The organism is Bifidobacterium sp. LH_424 (assembly GCF_056356895.1).
Map to the genome: position 1 here is coordinate 19,883 of NZ_JBKEVC010000001.1, position 19,273 is coordinate 39,155.

Genomic DNA, 19,273 nt, shown 5'->3' on the forward strand with positions numbered 1-19,273 from the left:
GTAACGGGGACGCGCCGGCGTGCGCCATGCGGCGCGCGGCGCGCGGCTCCCCGACGATGTCCGGATATTCGAATGAAGGATGCAGAACAATGCCGAAGATGTTTGGAACCGATGGTGTCCGCGGATTGGCGAACCGTGATCTGACCGCGCGTCTCGCGCTCGACCTGGGCGACGCCGCCGTGCGCGTGCTGGGCAAGGCCGGACAGAAGGACGAGACGCAGCCCGAGGGCCGCCGTCGCGCGCTCGTCGGCCGCGACACGCGCGTGTCCGGCGACTTCCTCGCCTCCGCGCTGTCCGCGGGCATGGCCGCCGGCGGCTTCGACGTGATCGACGCCGGCATCATCCCGACGCCGGGCGTCGCGTTCCTCACCTCCGTGCTCAACGTGGAGATGGGCGCCGTGATCTCCGCCTCCCACAACCCGATGCCCGACAACGGCATCAAGTTCTTCGCGCGTGGCGGCTACAAGCTGCCCGACGCGAAGGAGGACGAGATCGAGGCGGTGCTCGGCCAGGACTGGGAGCGTCCGACCGGCGCCGGCGTGGGCCGTGTCAGCCACGACACGGTGACCGCCACCAACCTGTACATCGACCATCTCGTCTCGTCGATCGCCCCGCTCAACCCGGACAAGACGCAGCCGAAGCCGTTGCGCGGCCTCAAGATCGTCGCCGACTGCGCGAACGGTGCCACCTCCGTCGTCGCCCCCGAGGCGCTGCGCCGCGCCGGCGCCGACGTGATCGTCATCAACGCCTCCCCGGACGGCTACAACATCAACAAGCACGCCGGCTCCACCCACCCGGAGCAGCTGCAGGCCATGGTCAAGGCCACCGACGCGGTCATGGGCGTCGCGTTCGACGGCGACGCCGACCGCTGCCTCGCCGTGGACGAGGACGGCAACATGGTCAACGGCGATCAGATCATGGGCATCCTCGCGCGCGCCAAGAAGGAGGCGGGCAAGCTCGCCGACAACACGCTCGTCGTCACCGTGATGAGCAACCTGGGCCTGAAACTCGCCCTGAAGGACATGGGCATCAAGACCGTGCAGACCGCCGTCGGCGACCGCTACGTGCTCGAGGAGATGCTGCGCGGCGGCTACACGCTGGGCGGCGAGCAGTCCGGCCACGTCATCAACCGCGAGTTCGCGACCACCGGCGACGGCACGCTGACCGCCCTCACCCTGTGCAACGAGGTCGTCCGCTCCGGCAAGAGCCTCAAGGAGCTGGCCGCCGACTTCCCGCAGCTGCCGCAGACGCTCGTCAACGTCCCGAACGTCGACAAGATGGCCGCCACGACCAACGCCAAGGTGCAGGCCGCCGTCGAACGCGAGGAGAAGCTGCTCGGCGAGACCGGCCGCGTGCTGCTGCGCCCCTCCGGCACCGAGCCGCTCGTGCGCGTCATGGCCGAGGCCGCCACGCAGGAGCAGGCCGACGAGGTGTGCGACCGCCTCGCCAAGGTCGTCGCCGAGGAACTCGCCCTGTAGGCCACGTCCCGGTCACCCCGCCCACCCCTATAAGGAGTCACGCATGTTCGGCAAGAACACGAAGGTCGACCTCGCGCTCAACCGCGACGTCGAGAAACTCATCAAATCCGGCGGCAAGGAGGGCATCCTGCCGATCGTCGAGGCCGGCGAGCCGGTGCTGCGCATCCAGTGCGCCGCCTACGACGGCCAGCTGTCCAAGCGCACGCTCGCCAAGCTCATCGACGTGATGCGCGCGACGATGCTCGACGCGCCCGGCGTGGGCCTCGCCGGCCCGCAGATCGGGCTCGGCCTCGCGCTCGCCGTCGTCGAGGACCATGTGCGCGACGACGAGGACGATCCGCGCGAGATCGCCGAATTCCCGTTCCATGTGATCATCAACCCGAAGTACACGCCGGTGGGGGAGAAGACCGCCAGCTTCTACGAGGGCTGCCTGAGCTTCGAAGGCTACCAGGCGGTGCGCCGCCGTTGGCTCGACATCGAGGCCGAATGGGACGACGAGGACGGCGTCCGCCACAAGGAGCGGCTGCACGGCTGGCCGGCGCGCATCTTCCAGCATGAGACCGACCATCTGAGCGGCGAGCTGTACATCGACCAGGCGGAGATCCGGTCCCTGACGACCACGGAGAACCTCGAGGACTTCTGGTGCGAGGATCCGGTGCCCACCGCGGCCGCCGAGGAGCTCGGCTTCGAGCTGTAACGCGGCGCGGCGGCCCGGCCGCCGATATGACGAACGCCCCTGCGACCGATGTGGTCGCAGGGGCGTTCGCCGTCGTTGCCGGTTCCTGTATCTACGCCTGGTTATGCCTGGCTACTCCTCGGTGCTGCCGGTCCCGGTGCCCGTTCCCGTGCCCGATCCGGTTCCGCTGTTGGAACCCGAGCCGCTGGTGCTTCCGGAGCTGTTGCTGCCGGTCCCGGTCCCGGTGCCCGTTCCCGTACCGGTCCCGCCGTTCTGCGTGCCGCTCTGGCTCTGGTCCGTGCCGCCGGTGGTGCCGCTGTCGTACCCATTGCCGTAGTTGTAGCTGCCGTAGCCGTAGTTCGAGTAGCCGTACCCGTTGTTGCCGTTGTTGTAGCTGTTGTTGTCGTAGCCGCTGTTGCCGTAGTTGTAGCTGTTGCCCGTGCCGGTGGAGCCGCTCGTGGAGCCGCTGGTGGTGTACCGCGAGCTCATCGACTCGTTGACCGCGGCGGTGGCGTTCTGGATGTCGGTGAGCGCCTGCTGGAGGTCGGCGGCCTTCGGCTTCTTCTCCTTGAGGAGGCTGTTCGCCTTGTCGACGGCGGACTGGAGGGTCTGACGGGTCGAATCATCGGCGACCGCGCCCTCGCTGTCCGTCAGCAGGGTCTGCGCATCGGTCACCGCCTGCTGGAGGTTCTGCTTGATCGTCTCGGCCTCGGCCTCGGATTTCTTGTCCTGGCTGTCGGTCACGGCCTTCACCGCCGAATTCAGCGACTTCGTGGAGGCGGCGAGAGTGCTCGCGAGCTTCGTGTTCTGTTCGGCGTGCGCGTTCAGTTCGGCGGTGGTGAGCGTGGCCGAGCAGGCGTGCGTCGCGTCCGTGGACTGCACGTCGTCGATCGCGTTGGAGAGCTTCGTGAGCGTCTGCGCGTCGGCGAGCTTGTCAGCGGTGATGTTCTGCGCGTCCTTCGCCTTCTTCAGGGCGGCGGCCAGCGCGTCGTTCGCCTTCGTCGCGTCGTTCGCCGAGGTTTTGCACGCGGCGAGGGCGGTGTCGAACCGCGCCTGCTCGCCGGATTGCTGGACGTAGTGGAACGCGGCGACTCCGGCCGCGATGGCGACGACGGCGACCACGCCGATGCCGATGAACAGCTTCCTGCGCGACGGGGCGGACCTGCGCGCCGTCGCACCGCCTCCCGCCGCGCAGGAAGCGACGGGCGGGACGGCGGCGGCACCGGCGTCCGGTTCGCCGTGACCGTCGGTGCCTTCGATGATGCCGCGCAGGCCGGTGGCCTCCGGACGCGCCGGATCCGCCACGGCGTCGATACCGCCGGGCGTGAGCACGGTGGTCGCCTCGGATTCGGCCGCGTCGTGGGCCGCGGGGGCCGTCGGACCGTCGCCCACCGGCGGCAGCACGGTGGTCTCGCTGGTCGACGTGGCCTGCGGCAGCGGGACGGCGGGCATGGCCGTATGGCCGGCCGCCACCGTCGTCTCGCCGTCGACCTGCGGGAACGACAGGGAGGGCTTCCCCGCCTTGTGGATTCCCGTCTCGTCCACGGACGGGAACGTGAGCGACGGGATGTCCCAATCGCCGTCGTCCTGCGCGTCGAGCAGCGCCTTCGGCGAGCCGAAGTCCGGCTCGTCCACGGTTCCGTCAGTATGCTTGTTCACCATATCCTCAACTCCTCAACCCCCATGCCTATCGCTGCCCAACATCATAGCGTGCCGGGCGACCCGCGACGAGGGGTCGCCCGGCACGCATGCACGCCGCCGAACGTGCGGAACCAGGTCCGCGACCGGCCACCGGAATCAGGCCTGGCCGGACTCCGCCTTCGCGGCGGCCACATCCAGCTTCTTCGCCTGGGCGATGAGGTCGTCGAGGTCCTCGGCGCGCAGCGCGCCGGCCTGCTGGAACACGACCGAGCCGTCCTTGACGATCATCAGCGTCGGCACCGCCTGGATGCCGGCGGCCGCCGCCAGATCCTGGTTCTGGTCGATGTCGACCTTCGCGAACACGATGTCCTTGTTCTCCGGCTTGTCGCTCGCCTCCTCGTAGATCGGGCCGAACGCGCGGCACGGTCCGCACCACGTCGCCCAGAAATCGACGAATACGATCTCGTTGCCGGTGATGGTCTTCTCGAACTCCGCCGAGGTGATCTGCGTGGTGGCCATGATGACTCCTTCTTATATGTGTCGCTACCGGTACCCAGTAAACCGTCACGGGGGAACAACGGGAAGGGGATTGGGCTGAAGGCTGAGGGGATAGGGCGGGGCGCGTGCGGGCACCCCCTCAGCCCGCCGCGCGGCCAGCTCCCCCTGAAGGGGGCGCAGAGCAAAGGCGAATGTGGGCATGCGGGGGCGCATGTCAGTTCGGCGCGTGATAATGGGGAGCATGCCAGTGATGAATGATGAGGTGCCGGACGAGGGCGACTTCGACGCCGACCGTCCGCGCGGTGAATTCGACCACGTCACCCCGGAGGACTTCATCCGCGGCTCCGGCCACGGCAATCCCCCCGGATGGCTCGACCCCGCGGACATCAACCGCGCCCGAGGCCAGATGCCCATCGCATACGTGGAGATCGTGCCGGTGCGCACCGACGAGTTCGGCCGCGTCGCGCAGGTCGGCTCGCTACTGCGCGTCACCGACGACGGTTCGGTCGAACGCGCGCTGATCTCCGGCCGCGTGCTCTTCCACGAGACGTTGCGCGAGGCGATCGCCCGCAACGTGGCCAAGGACCTGGGCGACATCGCCCTGCCCATGCTGCCCGTCAACCTGCAGCCGTTCACCGTCGCCGAGTTCTTCCCGACGCCGGGCCTGAGCGAATACTACGATCCGCGCCAGCACGCGATCGCGCTGTGCTACGTGGTGCCGATCGCCGGCGACTGCCATCCGCAGGACGAGACGCTCGACGTGGAATGGGTGGACCCGCATTCGGACCTGCTCGACACGTTCCTCGACCAGATGCCCAACGGCCACGCCCGCATCGTGCGCAAGGCGCTGGAATACTGCGGCGCATAGAAAAAGGAAGTATTGCCATGACGTTTGAAATCCATAACCGGGTGCTGCGCGAGGGGGAGGGGACCCCGCTCGTGCTCGCCAACGCGTATCCGGTCGACGGACGCATGTGGGAGACATGCGCCGCCCGCATCGCCGAGCTCGCCGACGAGGCAGGCCTTCCTGCCTTCCCGATCTGGGCGCCCGACATGCCCGGCTCCGGCCAATCGCCCACGCCAGACGACAAGGCGTCGGGACGCCGCGCTGCGAACGGCTCCTACCCGGACGCGCTCGACCGCATGGCCGAATCCTACGTGGACCTGCTCTACCGGAACGGCTTCGAGAAGGCCGTGTGGGTGGGCCTGTCGATGGGCGGCTACCTCGTGACCGACCTGTACCGCCTCCACCCGGAGTCCGTGGCCGGCGTCGCCCTGTGCGACACGATGGCCTCGTCCGACGGCGTCGGCGGCGAGCCGCGTCTCGAGACCTCCGACGCGTGCGAGCGCACCGGCTCCGTCGAGCCGGTCATGCATTTCGCCCAGCCCGCGGACGGCGACTCCACGATCAAGAAGTCACCGGAATTCATCGCGACGATGACCGCGTGGATCCGCGACCAGAAGCCCGCCGGACTCGCCTGGCGCCAGCGCATGACCTACGGCAGGCCGGAACTCGCCGGCGTGCCCGAGACGATGGACGTGCCGGTCGCCGTCGTCTCCGGCGAACTCGACCCCACGTCGAATCCGGGCGTGATGCGCCCGCTCGCCGAACGCATCGGCGCGAACGCCACGTTCACCGCGATCCCCGATTGCGGTCATTTCAGCGCCGTCGAGCACCCCGACACGGTGGCCGCCGCGCTCGTCGACCTGATGAAGCGGGTGATCGCATGAGCGTGTCGTTCAGTCCGCTGGCGTTGACGCGGGCGCTGCCGTTCCTGCCGCTCGCGCAGGGCGACATCGACTATCAGACCGAGCGCCGCGCCGAACCGCATCTCATCTCGGACACGCTCGCCGAGCCGGCGACCAAGGTGATCCTCACGCGCGACGGCAAGATCGCCGTGCCGCGCGGCCAGGGCGAACTCGCCGACTACGAGAACGTGAAGATGCTCCTCGCCACCATCCCCGGCGCATACGTGTCGCGCGAACTCGAGACGCATCCGCAGGCCGTCGCCATGTTCCTCGGCAGCTACGGCGGCCGGCGCGACGAGCACGTCGTCGCCGTGGACGTCACGCGCGTGGCGCGCATCGCCGACGGCGGCGAACGCGGCGCCGACGACGCGTTCGACGAGCCGGAGGACGGCACGAACGGCGGCGTGGTCGCGGCGGGCGGTGCGTTCGGCTTCGGCGCCGGCGCCGGCCGCGGCGCGCACGCGAGTCTGCTCGAACAGGCCGTCGACCGCTTCGACTGGGTGGACCTGCGCGGTTTCGCGCCGCACGCCTCCGCACGCGAGGCGGGGCAGGCGACCAGCGCGATCACGCTGAGCATCTGGCACAACCGCCAGCGCCACTGCCCGACCTGCGGCGCTCCCGTCGAGGCCGCGAACGGCGGCTGGGCGCAGCGCTGCACGAACGACGCGGACGGCCGCCGTCTGCTGTTCCCGCGCGTCGAACCCGCCGTGATCACCATCATCGTGGATTCCGAGGGGCGTGCGCTCCTGCAGCACAACGCGGCGTGGCGCAACCCCACGCTGTATTCGGTGTCCGCCGGATTCGTGGAGGCCGGCGAGAACCTCGAGCATGCGGCCCGCCGCGAGGCGCTTGAGGAGGTCGGCATCCGGCTCGGCGAGGTCAAGTACCTCGGCTCCCAGCCGTGGCCGTTCCCCGCCTCCCTGATGATGGCGTTCAAGGCGCACGCCCTGACCACCGACGTCCATGTGGACGGCGTCGAGACCGTCGAGGCGAAATGGGTCACGCCGGACGAGTACACGGCGGCGCTGGTCTCCGGGCGCATGAGCGCGCCCGGCAAGGCGACGATCGCACGCTACATGATCGAGGAGTGGCTCGGCCGCGAGCTGTGACGTGGGTGGTGCCACGGAAGCCTGACGAAACGACATATCTCGAATAGTGATATATGCCACAAACCGTTGCGCCGACGGCCCAAACGGGGTGTCGCGCACGGTTCCGGGCCGTGCGCTGGGGTGGTGTTGATGTACAGTCGGACGCAGTCCGCGAGGCAATGCGGACATGAAAGCGTAGCAACAGACTAAGGATCGCGAATGACCGACCAACGCAATCAGCAGCCGGCGGAACGCCCGGAATACGGCGCTATGCGTGAGGATTTCGAGGCCACGCAGGCCATGCCGTCGCTGCCCGGCGCCGCGCCCGCCCCGCTCGCCGGCGTGATGGACTCCGCCGCGCGTCCGGAGGACTTGAACATCGGCACCGTCGCGGCCAAGCGCAGGTCGCGCAAGCCGCTCATCATCACCCTCGCCGTCGTGGCCGTCCTGCTGGTGGCGCTCGTCGCGGCGTTCTTCGGCGCCCGCGCGTACTACCAGGACAAGGTTGCGCCCGGCGTGCGGTTCGGCTCGGTCAGCCTCGCCGGCCAGACCCGCGACGAGGTGAAGGCCACCGTCGAGCAGGCGGTCAAGGACACCTCGATCACCGTGAAGGACACGGACGGCAACACCAGCGCCACCGCCTCCCTCACCGATCTGGGCGTGGACATCGACGTCGACCAGACCGTCGACGACATCATGGACGCGAAGTCCTCCTCCAACATCGGCGAGGACATCCTGCGCGTCAACCCGTTCGCCCATCAGGACGTGGCGCTCTCCGCCACCCCGGACAACGCGACGCTCGACGAATACCTGTCCGCCAAGCTCGTCACCGATGCCGAGCGCGCGGTGCCGTCCGCCGTGACCTACGACGGGAACGCGCACGCGTTCGTCGCCTCCGAAGGCCGCCCGGGCAAGGCCCCGAAGCTCGGCGCCGTCGTCAAGGCCGTCAAGCAGGCCATCGCCACGCCCGGCTCGGCCGCGACGGTGAGCGTCACCGACGAGACCATCGACGCCCCGATCGCGCTCGACGCCGCCCAGAAGGCCGCCGACGCCGCGAACCAGCGCCTCGCCAACCCGATCGTCATGACCAACGGCGACGCGAAGCAGTTCGAGCTGCCGGTCGACACCGTGGCCTCGTGGATCAAGACCGAGACCCACCTCGACCAGGGCGCCATCACCATCTCCTACGATGAGACCGCCGTCAAGAAGTTCATGTCCGAGCAGCTGCCCGGACAGCTCAACCAGGACATGGTCTCCCAGGAGGACATCGTCGACGCCAACGGCACGGTGCTCGTCGCCGCGCAGGTCAAGGGCGTGGACGGCGTCACCGTCAAGGACACCGACCAGGCCGCCGACCAGGTCCTCGACGCGCTCAAGGCCGGCAACGGCGGCACCGTGCAGGTCGCCTCCGACGTCAAGAAGTTCGACGTCAAGCAGAAGCAGAGCGAATGGCGCATCGTCATCGACAAGAGCTCGCAGACCGCCGTCGTCTACCACAACGGCCAGCAGGTCAAGAGCTTCCTCGTGTGCACCGGCGGCCCCGGCGGCAACGAGACCGACAGCGGCAACTGGTACATCTACCTCAAGTACCGCGTGCAGGACATGACCGGCCTGAACGACGACGGCAGCCGCTACCTGTCCAAGGGCGTGAAGTGGGTCAGCTACTTCAACGGCGGCGAGGGCTTCCACACCGCCACGTGGAACTACAACGGCATCGCCCGCGGCGACGCCGCCAACCACGGCTCCCACGGCTGCGTGAACATGTACGAGCAGGACGCCGAGTGGGTCTACGAGAACTGCCCGAACGGCACGCTCGTCCAGGTCGTCGGCACCCAGCCGACCGGTCCGGTCCGCTGAGCCCCGCTCCGCGGCACGACCGTTCCGATCATTCGAGGACCCCGCCTTGCGTCATCCGCAAGACGGGGTCCTCCCGTATCCGGGCGTGTTCGCAACAGGTTGGTAGGCTGGTGGCTATGAGCGAAGAACCTGACGACCAGCCGCTGAACCTCGACGTGCCCGCGCACCTCGAATACTCCGACGACCACGTGTGGGTGGACACCACCCTCGACCCGGCCGTGGTCGGCATCACCGAGTACGCCGCCGGCAAGCTCGGCGAACTCGTCTACGTGGACCTGCCCGAAGTCGGCGTGCGCGTCGAGGCGGGCGACGAAGTCCTCGAACTCGAATCGGCGAAGGCGGTCGAACCGCTGATCGCCCCCGTCTCCGGCACGATCCGCTATGTGAACCAGGCCGTCGCCGACGATCCCAGCGTCATCGACTCGGATCCCTACGGCGAAGGCTGGATTCTCAAGATCGAGCTGGAAGACGACGAACCGGACCTGCTGACCGCCGAACAGTACCTGAAGGTCATACGATGACACGCATCGTGCGACCGGTGGAATGCGACGGACGCGGCACGGCGCGCGCGCTCGGCGACATGCGCCGCATGCGCGACGGCGACGGCGGCGACGCGCGCACCGCGCGCGGGACCGCCGCGTCCGCCGCGACCGGCGACGACATGCCCACCGTGCCGATTCCCGCACGACGCGCCGTCACCACGTTCGACGCCGCGTCGCGGCGCGAACGCTTCGAGGCGCAGCCGCTGCCGGAACGCATCCTCCGCCGCGTCGTCACGCACGGGTTCAACGCGTGGGTGACGGCGGCGACACGCACGGCGAAACGGCTCGACTGGTTCCCGCGCGTCGACCCGTACGTCGGGTACGGCACCGGCGACTACTCGCGACTCATCTGCCGCACCGTGTACGCGGGGGAGGGCAGCGAGTACGGACGCGCCACACGCGGCATCCGCGGCATGCTCGCCATCCCCTCGCCGCACACGCAGGTGAAGATCCGCATCGACGACGTCCCGCTCGAAACGGTGCAGATCGGCGATTCCGAACGTTACGACGCGTTGGACGCGCGGCCGGAGCTCGACAGCGAATACGCGATCTCCGACACGTCCGGCTACCTCGACCTCGTCGCCGAACAGCGGCTCGAACCGGGCGTGCACGACGTCTCCTACCGGGTCAACGGGCGCAAACCCGTGCATGCGAAGCTGTTCACGATTCCGAAGGGCGCGAAGGTCGGCATCATCTCCGACGTGGACGACACCGTCATGATCACACAGGCGCCCATATTGTGGAAGGCCGCGTGGAACCTGCTGTTCCTCAACCCGGACAAGAAGGCCTCCGTGCCCGGCATGAGCGTGCTGTTCACCAAGCTCGCCGACCTGTTCCCGGACGCGCCGTTCTTCTACCTGTCCACCTCGCCATGGAACGTGGAGGGCGCGATCCGCCACTTCCTCGAGAACCACGGGTTCCCGGAAGGCCCGCTGCTGCTGCGCGACCTCGACCCGCGGCCCAAGACGTTCATCCCCTCCGGGCCGCAGCACAAGCTCGAATTCGCCGAACAGCTCATGGCCGACTTCCCCGACATGAAGTTCATCCTCGTCGGCGACGACGGCCAGAAGGACCCCACCACCTACGCGACCATCGTCAGGCGGTACCCCGGCCGCGTGCTCGCCATCGCGATCCGCCAGCTGAGCCCGCGCGAGCTCATGCCGTTCGGCCTCAGGAACCCGGCCGGCATGACCGCCACGCAGCCGATGCCCGACACCGACGTGCCCGTGTTCACCGGCACGACCGGCGCGAACATCATGAAGACGATGCTGCCGTACCTGAAGGCGCATCTGGGGTAGGGGTTCCGCGGGGGTTCAGTTCCGTGAGGTAGAGGTTCGCGGGTGGGATATGCGCGTACGAAACCGGTTCGAGCGTGCGTATAATCACCCGTATGACCGAAGAGAAGCAACTGGCCGGCAGCGACGACGGCACCTGTATCTGTCCCGAAGTCCCCGTCGCGCACCGTGAGCCGACCCGACGCGAGCACCATGGCGACGTGTTCGTCGACCCGTACGAATGGATGCGCGACAAGGACGCGCCGCGCACGCGCGACTACGTGGCCGCGCAGAACCGCCTGTGCGAGGCGCGCAACGCGCATCTCGACGGACTGCGGCATACCCTGTTCGACGAACTCAAGTCGCATGTGCAGGAGACCGACATGTCCGTGCCCGTGCGCATCAACGACTACTGGTACTACGCGCGCACGCAGGAAGGCCGTCAATACGCGGTGCAGTGCCGCATGCGCGTGCGCGGCGCCGACGACTGGAACCCGCCCGAGATCGACCCGTTCGGCGCGCCCGGCTCGCTGCCCGGCGAATCGATCGTGTTCGACGCGAACGCGGAGGCGGAAGGACACGACTTCTTCCGGCTCGGCGGCATGGACCTGAGCCGCGACGGCCGATGGATGCTCTACGGCGTCGATACGGCCGGCGACGAACGCTACGACTACCGGATCCGCGATCTTCAGACCGGCGAGGAGCTGCCCGAACTGTTCCACGGCGTCGGCGGCGCCTGCTTCACGCCCGACGCGCGCTACGTGTTCTGGGTGGAACTCGACGACGCGTGGCGCCCGTGCGCGGTCTGGCGGCACAAGGTCGGCACCCCGGTCGAGACGGACGTATGCGTGTACCGCGAGGAGGACGAACGCTTCTGGGTGGGCATCGGCCTGAGCTTCGACGAGCGCAACCTCGTGCTCGGCACCGGCTCCAAGACCACCACCGAAGTGCTCATGCTGCCCGTGACCGACCCGGAAGGCGAATTCCGGGCGTTCATCCCGCGCAAGACCGACGTCGAATACGACGTGAGCTTCGCCTGCTTCGAGAACGCGGGGGAGGACGGCGCCGACATCCCGCTCGCCGTCGTCTACCACAACGCGAAGAACCCGAACTTCGAGATCGACGTGATCGACATGCGCCGGCACGAGCCGCCGTATACGCTCGGCGAAGGCGTGTGCGTCGCCGAAGGCTCGCCGTACGGCTGCGAGCACGCCGCATCGGCCGAGGACCGCGCGAAGGCGATCACCGCGCCGTACTTCAACGCGCACAACCCGGCCATCCTGCAGGGATTGCACGGCCTCGGCATCGAAGGCATCGCCATCCACCGCCACTTCGTCACGCTCGCCTACCGCGCCGACGGCCTGCCGCACGTCGCGATGATGCCGAAACGCGCCGCCGTCGAGGACTTCCTCGCCGGGCGGCCGTGGCGGTTCGTCGAACTGCTGCCGCCCGCGCTCGAGGACGATTGGGATACGGTGGCCGACGACCGCGACGAGACCGGCGACCACGGCGAGACGCTGTGGGCGGAGGACTGGGACGCGGGGCACGCGGGTGCTGGTGCTGGTGCTGGGGCCGTTGGCGTGACTGACCGCACGTCGTCGTCGGACGGCGCGAGCGACGACCACCTGCCCGGCGAGACGCGACGCCTCTACTCGATCGGCACCGGCGGCAACCCGTCCTACGACGCGCCGCGCATGCGCTACTCGTTCACCAGTTACACGCGCCCCGGCGAACTCCACGAGATCGACCCGGTGACCGGCGAGGACCGGCTGCTCAAACGCGCCACCGTGCTCGGCGGCTTCGACCCGCGCGACTACATGGAACGCCGTGTGTGGATCCGCGCCCGCGACGGTGAGCGCATCCCCGTCTCGCTCGTCTGGCGGCGCGACTTCCCTGCGCAGGATTCGCCGATGTTCATCACCGGCTACGGCGCATACGAGATCTCCTCCGACCCGAACTTCTCCGTCGCGAGGCTCAGCATGCTCGACCGCGGCGTGTTGTACGCGGTGCCGCACATCCGCGGCGGCGGCGAGCTTGGACGCGCCTGGTACGAGCAGGGCCGCCGGTTGAACAAGAAACATTCGTTCGAGGACTTCGTCGACGCGACGGCCGCGCTCCAGCACGCGCATCTGGCCGACCCGCGCCGCACCGTCGCCAACGGCGGCTCGGCGGGCGGCCTGCTGATGGGCGCGGTCGCGAACCTCGCGCCGGAACTGTACGCGGGCGTCGAGGCGGATGTGCCGTTCGTCGACGCGTTGACCTCGATCCTCGACCCGTCGCTGCCGCTCACCGTCACCGAGTGGGACGAGTGGGGCGACCCGCTGCACGACGAGGACGTGTACCGGTACATGAAGTCGTACACGCCGTACGAGAACCTGCCCGCCGCGGATTCGGACGCCGGCCGTGCGTTCCCGCGCGTGTTCGTCACCACGTCGATGAACGACACGCGCGTGCTGTACGTCGAGCCGCTCAAATGGGTGGCCGCCATGCAGTCGCGCGGATTCGACGCGATCGCCAAGATCGAGGTGGAGGCCGGCCACGGCGGCACCTCCGGGCGCTACAAGCAGTGGGAGGAGGTCTCCTACGAGAACGCGTGGTGCCTGGACGTGATGAACCTCAAGTACTGAAACGGATTGAGCCCCTTGGCCGTGAAGGCCAAGGGGCTCGGTCATAGGGTTGCCTCCCTCTGACGAGGGAGGTGGCCGCCGCAGGCGGACGGAGGGAGAGACCCGCGGTGCGTCGTTCCCGCCGCGGGTCTCTCCCTCCGTGGCTTTTCCTACCGCTGCTCCTCGAGGGTGAGGAACTGGTCGCCGACGCGCAGGGTGGCCGGGGCCTCCAGCGGCACGGGCGTGCCTTCGACGACCTGGCGCTCCTCGCCGTCGCGGATGATGAACGTGCCGTTCAACGAGCCGTAGTCCTCGATCCACAGCCGGCCGTCCTGGTCGATGCTGATCGCCGCATGGTTGCGGGAGATGGTGCGTGTGGGGTCCTCGATCCGCACGGCCTTCGAACCTTCCGGAATCGCCTCGGACGGGCGACGGCCGAGCAGGACGCTCCTGTCGAGGACGATCGTCTGACCGGTCGCCTCGTTGTGCAGTGTGTAGGTCTTGCGGTCGGGGGCTTGACCGGCGGCGTTCGCGTCGGAGAGGACCGTGTCGTCCAGACTGCCGTCGTTCGGTTGTGCGGCGGGCTGGACGGTGGGTTGTGTTGGCTGTGCCGCGGGCTGGGCGTCCACTGGATCGTCGGCGTACCAGCCGGGTTCCGGTGCCGGTGGGAATGGAATCGCGTTGCTCATCCGTCTCGCCCCTTTCAGCGGCGGCCGGCGAGCGCCGCGTCGACGGCCGGGTCTCCCAGTCGGGACAGCCAGTCGACAAGCGCCGGGTACAGGTTCGGGTTCTGCGCGAGTGCGGCGTACAGTTCCGGTGCCTTCTGCGCGATCTCGGCCATCTGCATCTGATCGGTGGTGGTGCGCGCGATCTGTGCGGTGAAGCCGTGCGGGTTCACCGGGCTCTGCGGTTCCGACGCGGCCGTCCGGGGCTCCTGCGTCGTCGTCTGCGATGCCTGTGCCTGCGCGGTCCGCGTGGGCTGCAAGGTCGTGGCCGTGGGGGTGCCGGCCGCGGCGGAGGTGTGTTGCCGCACGGCCACGGTCTCGTCGGACTGTCCGGCGCCGGCCGCATCGTCGGAGACGGCATAGCCCATCTGGCGCACGGTCTCGCGGGCGCGATCGTCGCCGAATTCGGCGAGCCAGCGCAGCAGACCGGGGTAGGCGCGCGGATTCACCGCCACGTTCGCGCCGAACTCCGGATTCTCATAGGCGATCTTCGCGAGAAGGATCGGATCCGCGTTCCGATCCTGAACCGCCGCGACCGCGGCATCGTAATCAACCATCATGCCTCCTAGGTGCTATGGTCCGCAAAGTCTGCAAAGTCACATCGGCGATGTTGCCGATATCCTCCTCATCGCCCAGCTTAGTCACCGACCATGCGTGCCGGGGCGGCGCGAGCACGGGCATGTCCGCGACGATGACGGTGACGTTGTCGCCGCCGCCGGCGTCGAGCGCGGCGCGCAGCAGGGCGTCCGCCGCCTCCTGCGGATCGTCGTGGCGCGCGGCGATCGCGGCGATCTCGTCATCGCCCGACACCTCGGCGTACAGGCCGTCCGAGCAGATGATGAAGCGGCCGGTCGCGTCGGTGAGGAACAGGTCCGGCCTGATGCCGTCCGGATCGCCGACGCACTGGGTGATGATATTGCGCGGGATGAGCGATTCGGCCATGTCGGGCAGCAGCTCGCCCGTGTCGATCGCCTCCTGGCGCTGGGAATGGTCGCGTGTGATGCGCACGAGCGTCGAGGGATCCCAGCCCGCGCCGTCCCGCGCGGCATCCATATGATAGGTGCGCGAGTCGCCGACGTTGACCACGTAGGCTAGGTTCTCCGTGCTGAACGGCGTCGCGGACGTCCGTTCGCCGGTCTGGGAGCCGTCGTCGATGTCGGGGGCGTCGCCGTGCACGAGGATGAGGCCGGTCACCGTGGTGCCGGCCACGCCGCCGAGCTCGTGGCCGAGCGCGAGCACGTCGGCCTGCGCGTCGGCGAGCACCGTCTCGATGTCCGCGCGGTTGCGCACGGGCAATGCGGCGAGCGCGCGCAGATGATCGGCCGCACGGGCGCTCGCATGCTCGCCGCCCATGCCGCCGCCCATGCCGTCGCACACCACGTACACGCCGTGGCCGGCGTAGCCCGCATCCTGGTTGTTCCTGCGCTTGAGCCCCACATCGGTGGCGAATCCCGCCGCGAGATGTCCGATGGTCATGAACGCTTCCCCTCTGTCCGTGCGCCCGGTTCCCCGGCGGCGGTCGTCTCGCCCATGCCGCGTTCGGCGGCCCAGGCACACACATACTCGCCACTATACCTGCTGCACGGTGGGCGCGCCGGGGTCTTCCTCGGCGTGTGAACACTCCGGCGAGGCTGAGCCGTGCACACCAGCGGCGCGGACGGGGTAACGACGCGAGCATGGACGCGCGCATGGCGTCCACGTCCGCCCAGTACCGGCGGGCCCGATCGTCGTCGATGCGTTCGCCGGAGAACGCGGCGTAGTCGGCTTCGCGCGCCAACGTCGCGAGCGTCGAAGCGTCGACGTCCATCCGTCCGCCCATCGCCCGCCCCTCCTCGCGTCGGGTGCCGTGCACGTCGACGCCGCTCTGCCGGGCGAGCGTCGTGACGGCCCGCCATCCGGCGGCGATCCGCATGCGGGGACTGCCGGAGCGTCGCGCATGACGCAGCAGAAGCGCCTTCACGAGCAGGATGATCCCGCAGACGGCCGCCATCGCCCATACCGGGCTGCCGTAGACCGCGACGTTCCGAACGGCGCGGCCGAGCGCCGTCCTCAACGGGTCCGCGCCGGCCGCGTCCGCCTCCTCGCCGCCGAGCGTGGAACGACCCCGCATCTGCCGTTCGTCGCGCAGCGGGTCCTGCAGCGGCACCGGAGGCTGGCGCACCAGCTTCCGCGGGTTCGGCGGAGTGGGCTCCTCCTCTGGGTCCGGGACCTTCGTCTCCTCCGGGGTCGGATGGAACGCGGTCCAGCCGTAGCCGTCGAGCTTGATCTCCACCCAGGCCTCGACGTCATCGCCCGTGAACCTGGTGACGGTGTAGGCGCCACGCCGTTCGGAGCGCGCCGTGCCGATCGAGCCGTCGTCGTTCTTCGGGACGAGACCGAGCACCACGCGGCTGGGCAGGCCGAGTTCGCGGGCCATGAGCGCCATCGCGGAGGCGTACTGCTCCGAATCGCCCACCATCCGCGTGCCGTCGAGCAGTCTCCCGATGCGGTAGTTGCCATGGCCGGGCGGCGACGGATAGTCGCCCGCCAAGCCATGTGAGAACCAGCCGGAATCCTGCAGCCCTTCGGCGATCCTGCGCGCCGCGGCGCCGCCCGTGGCCTCGCCTCCCGCCATGGCGGTGGCGAGCCGGCCGGCGGCGTCGGGGGAGTCCACCGTTGCGGGCTGGAGGGTCTTCGCCGCCTCGGCGTCGTCGATCTGACTGTCGGAGGGCGTGCGGGGGATGACGCCGCTCTCCGTGTAAGTCAGCCCTTCCGCCATGCCGTCCGGGTAGATCGCCGAATCGGTGTCCGAGTTGTAGTAGAGGTCGCCCCGCCCGTCGGCTGAATCCTCGACGGTGATTTCGGCGGCCGAACCGGCCAACGGCAGCCATCGGTCCGTGAGTCCCTCGCCCACGGTGAACGTGGCCGTGAAACGGGTCCCCTCGGCGTCGTCGGCGATCGTCGTACTCACACGCCGGTAGTTCGACGAGCCGGAGACCGTTGCTGAATCGGACAGGTTCCACACGTTGCCATCGAAACGGTCCATCACCGCGAGACGCACCGATGCGCCCGCGGGAAGACCGCGCACGGTGAGCACCGTATCGTCCTTATGATCCTTGATATACGCGCGCATGCCGGACAGCGGGCTCGTATAGTCGTACGGGGTCAGCGGCGGCTCGTAACGGTCGCGCAGGATCAGACGGTGCTGGGGCGTGACGAGGCACACACCCGCGGCGAGACCGGCGGCGATGGCGATGACGGCGAGGGCGCCCGGCAGGCGTCCGGTCTCCAACAGGCCCCATCGGACGGACAGCCAGACTACGAACGTGAGCATGGCGGCGAGGCCGGCGGCGGCACGCCACCAGCCGACGGACGTGCCGAGCAGCGCGGCGGCGGCGAACGCGGCGGCCGCGGGCAGGCCGGACGCCGCGGCCAGGCGCGCGTCGTCGGCGAGCGCCGGCAGGCCGGCGAGGAACGCCGTCCACAGCGTCAGCGTCCAGACGGCCATCAGCGAACCCGACGCCGTGCCCACGGGCGGCGTGATGGAGATCAGGTATTTGAACGAGCCGAACATGTCCCACCATCCCTGCGACAGGGTGGCGGCCGTCGGGATTACATGGCCGATCGTCGTGCCGTTCAGGGCGATGACCGGTCCGACGACGGATTGGGCGAACACGAGGGACACGAGCTGCCACCACAGGCGCAGCCGGCGCGTCACTCCGGCCAGGGCGATGAGACAGCCGAGCAGCGCGGCAGGCGCGGCGGCCGAGGCCCATGCGGCCGCGTCTCCGTAGACATCGATGAGATTCGACGCGGCGAGTAGCGTGAGCGCCGCGGCCACGGCGAGACCGCCCAAGCGCCGCCCCCATGGGCCGCGGGCGGAGAGGGAAGCTGAAATGGTGTCGTTCCGCCAGTCGGCGTGCCGTCGGCTGGTCATGCGAGCACCCCCATGATGATCGGCAGGTCGTCGAGTCCGCCGACCGTGGCGAGCGTGAAGCCGGGGAACCGGCGGATCGCCCGGGGCATGCCCTCCGCGACCTGCAGCACGAGCGTGGACGCGGACACCGGCAGCGCGGACGCCATGCGTCTGATGTCATCCGAGTCGCGCAGCGAGCCGACGGTGAGGACGTAGAAGGAGGCGTCCGGGGCGTGCGCGAGCGTGCCGCGCGCGAGGTTCGGATCGTCGGAGCGGTCCGGGACTATCCTGCTGCACGAGTCGAGGAAGTCCGTCGCGCGGCGCGGCGCGGCGTGCGCGGAGCCCGCATGCGTGGACAGCGGCCGACGCCGCGCGAAGCATCGCGCGCCGATCGACGCGTGGACGGACACGGCGAGCTCGAACTCGCCGGGGCCCGCGTACTCGTCCGGGTCGACGGACATGGTGAGCGCCGTGTCCGTGCGTCGCGTCGCCTCGTATCGGCGGATCATCAACGCGCCCGTCTTCGCGGTGCTCGGCCAGTGCACGTTGCGCACGTCGTCGCCCGGCGCGTATTCGCGCAGACCGTGGAAGTCGAGGTCGTCGTCGACGGTGTCGCCGCTCGGACTCCCCTCGAGATCGCGGACCGATCCCGCGTCGAGCGCCTCCAACGGCACGATGACGGGGTGGACGAACAGGTCGATTCCATCGGTGAGCCGCCGCTCGCGGCGGATCAGACCGAATGGGTCGCCTTTGCGGATGCGCAGCGGGCCGACGGCGATCACGGTCCGTCGCGGCGTGTGGAACTCGATGTCGGTTCGTCGGGACCCTCCCGGGGCGAGCGGAGGGATGGTGAACCGCTCGCACCTGGAGCCGATCGGCAGGTCGCCGCGCGCGGCCGTGGTGGGAGTTCTCCCCGGATTCCCGATATCGACGCGGACGCTCGCCGTATCCCCCGCGGTGATGCGGCGTCGCCGCAGGTCGATCGTCGCCCGGAACGAGGTGTTGCCGAACGACATGACGACGGAGACGAGCATCATCGACAGGGCCGCCACGCCGTATGCCAGCAGCTCGTGCCATCCGAGGGGGACGAAGGCGGCGAGCGCCGCCGCGCCCGAGCCGGTCACGGTCCACCCCAGCGGGGAGATGGAGGATGCGAGCGGGGAGACGAAGGGCGCGAGCGGCCGGCGTATCCGGCGCGGCGTCCGTGCGGCGCGTATGGGACGGGGCATGATGTCGGTCCTTCG

At 69.2% G+C, this 19,273-nt stretch carries 15 protein-coding genes and 1 pseudogene; 9 read left to right on the forward strand and 7 right to left on the reverse strand.

Going from position 1 to position 19,273, the window contains the following annotated elements:
- Window positions 1-89: 89 nt before the first annotated feature.
- Together glmM and AC1AYP_RS00070 are read left to right on the forward strand one after the other, a co-directional pair.
- On the forward strand, window positions 90-1,478 hold the full coding sequence (glmM, locus tag AC1AYP_RS00065; RefSeq protein WP_476502551.1) for a phosphoglucosamine mutase: 1,389 nt from the start codon (window positions 90-92) through the stop codon (window positions 1,476-1,478).
- Between the two features lie 43 nt (window positions 1,479-1,521).
- Window positions 1,522-2,175 (forward strand): peptide deformylase, encoded by a 654-nt coding sequence (locus tag AC1AYP_RS00070; RefSeq protein WP_476546432.1) that lies wholly within the window; start codon window positions 1,522-1,524, stop codon window positions 2,173-2,175.
- 111 nt (window positions 2,176-2,286) lie between these two features.
- Here AC1AYP_RS00070 and AC1AYP_RS00075 read toward each other — a convergent pair whose 3' ends face one another.
- Both AC1AYP_RS00075 and trxA read right to left on the reverse strand, forming a co-directional pair.
- Window positions 2,287-3,816 carry a hypothetical protein gene (locus AC1AYP_RS00075; protein ID WP_476546434.1) on the reverse strand — a complete coding sequence of 510 codons (1,530 nt, stop codon included), beginning with the start codon at window positions 3,814-3,816 and terminating at the stop codon, window positions 2,287-2,289.
- Window positions 3,817-3,951: 135 nt separating this feature from the next.
- Entirely contained in the window at window positions 3,952-4,314 is a 363-nt protein-coding gene (gene trxA / locus AC1AYP_RS00080) for a thioredoxin (protein ID WP_476502554.1), read from the reverse strand.
- A 220-nt stretch (window positions 4,315-4,534) separates the two neighbouring features.
- Here trxA and AC1AYP_RS00085 point away from each other — a divergent pair, with 220 nt between their 5' ends.
- From AC1AYP_RS00085 to AC1AYP_RS00115, 7 genes are all read left to right on the forward strand, one after another.
- On the forward strand, window positions 4,535-5,161 hold the full coding sequence (locus AC1AYP_RS00085) for an NUDIX hydrolase family protein (RefSeq protein ID WP_476502555.1): 627 nt from the start codon (window positions 4,535-4,537) through the stop codon (window positions 5,159-5,161).
- A gap of 17 nt (window positions 5,162-5,178) precedes the next feature.
- On the forward strand, window positions 5,179-6,024 hold the full coding sequence (locus AC1AYP_RS00090; RefSeq protein ID WP_476531552.1) for an alpha/beta fold hydrolase: 846 nt from the start codon (window positions 5,179-5,181) through the stop codon (window positions 6,022-6,024).
- Window positions 6,021-7,151 carry an NAD(+) diphosphatase gene (nudC, locus tag AC1AYP_RS00095; RefSeq protein ID WP_476546436.1) on the forward strand — a complete coding sequence of 377 codons (1,131 nt, stop codon included), beginning with the start codon at window positions 6,021-6,023 and terminating at the stop codon, window positions 7,149-7,151. Before AC1AYP_RS00090 ends, nudC begins: the two co-directional genes overlap by 4 nt.
- 198 nt (window positions 7,152-7,349) lie before the next feature.
- On the forward strand, window positions 7,350-8,987 hold the full coding sequence (locus AC1AYP_RS00100) for a L,D-transpeptidase (RefSeq protein WP_476531556.1): 1,638 nt from the start codon (window positions 7,350-7,352) through the stop codon (window positions 8,985-8,987).
- Between the two features lie 116 nt (window positions 8,988-9,103).
- Window positions 9,104-9,508 carry a glycine cleavage system protein GcvH gene (gcvH, locus tag AC1AYP_RS00105; RefSeq protein ID WP_476546438.1) on the forward strand — a complete coding sequence of 135 codons (405 nt, stop codon included), beginning with the start codon at window positions 9,104-9,106 and terminating at the stop codon, window positions 9,506-9,508.
- 68 nt (window positions 9,509-9,576) lie between these two features.
- Window positions 9,577-10,827 (forward strand): App1 family protein, encoded by a 1,251-nt coding sequence (locus AC1AYP_RS00110; protein ID WP_476546715.1) that lies wholly within the window; start codon window positions 9,577-9,579, stop codon window positions 10,825-10,827.
- 92 nt (window positions 10,828-10,919) lie between these two features.
- Window positions 10,920-13,430, forward strand: coding sequence for a S9 family peptidase (locus tag AC1AYP_RS00115; RefSeq protein ID WP_476546440.1), 2,511 nt, complete (start codon window positions 10,920-10,922; stop codon window positions 13,428-13,430).
- Between the two features lie 149 nt (window positions 13,431-13,579).
- Here the strand turns inward: AC1AYP_RS00115 and AC1AYP_RS00120 are convergent, their stop codons facing one another.
- The 5 genes and pseudogenes from AC1AYP_RS00120 to AC1AYP_RS00140 all read right to left on the reverse strand — a co-directional run bounded on the left by AC1AYP_RS00120 (window position 13,580) and on the right by AC1AYP_RS00140 (window position 19,258).
- Window positions 13,580-14,098: an FHA domain-containing protein gene (locus tag AC1AYP_RS00120; protein WP_476546442.1), complete on the reverse strand. Its 519-nt coding sequence runs from the start codon at window positions 14,096-14,098 to the stop codon at window positions 13,580-13,582.
- 14 nt (window positions 14,099-14,112) lie between these two features.
- Window positions 14,113-14,691, reverse strand: coding sequence for a variant leucine-rich repeat-containing protein (locus tag AC1AYP_RS00125; RefSeq protein WP_476546443.1), 579 nt, complete (start codon window positions 14,689-14,691; stop codon window positions 14,113-14,115).
- Window positions 14,684-15,610 (reverse strand): PP2C family protein-serine/threonine phosphatase, encoded by a 927-nt coding sequence (locus AC1AYP_RS00130; protein WP_476532327.1) that lies wholly within the window; start codon window positions 15,608-15,610, stop codon window positions 14,684-14,686. Before AC1AYP_RS00130 ends, AC1AYP_RS00125 begins: the two co-directional genes overlap by 8 nt.
- A gap of 763 nt (window positions 15,611-16,373) precedes the next feature.
- A pseudogene (locus AC1AYP_RS00135) lies at window positions 16,374-18,050 on the reverse strand (transglutaminase TgpA family protein); the annotation flags it as partial.
- Window positions 18,047-19,258 carry a DUF58 domain-containing protein gene (locus AC1AYP_RS00140; protein WP_476546445.1) on the reverse strand — a complete coding sequence of 404 codons (1,212 nt, stop codon included), beginning with the start codon at window positions 19,256-19,258 and terminating at the stop codon, window positions 18,047-18,049. The pseudogene AC1AYP_RS00135 and the gene AC1AYP_RS00140, both read right to left, overlap by 4 nt.
- Between the last annotated feature and the right edge of the window lie 15 nt (window positions 19,259-19,273).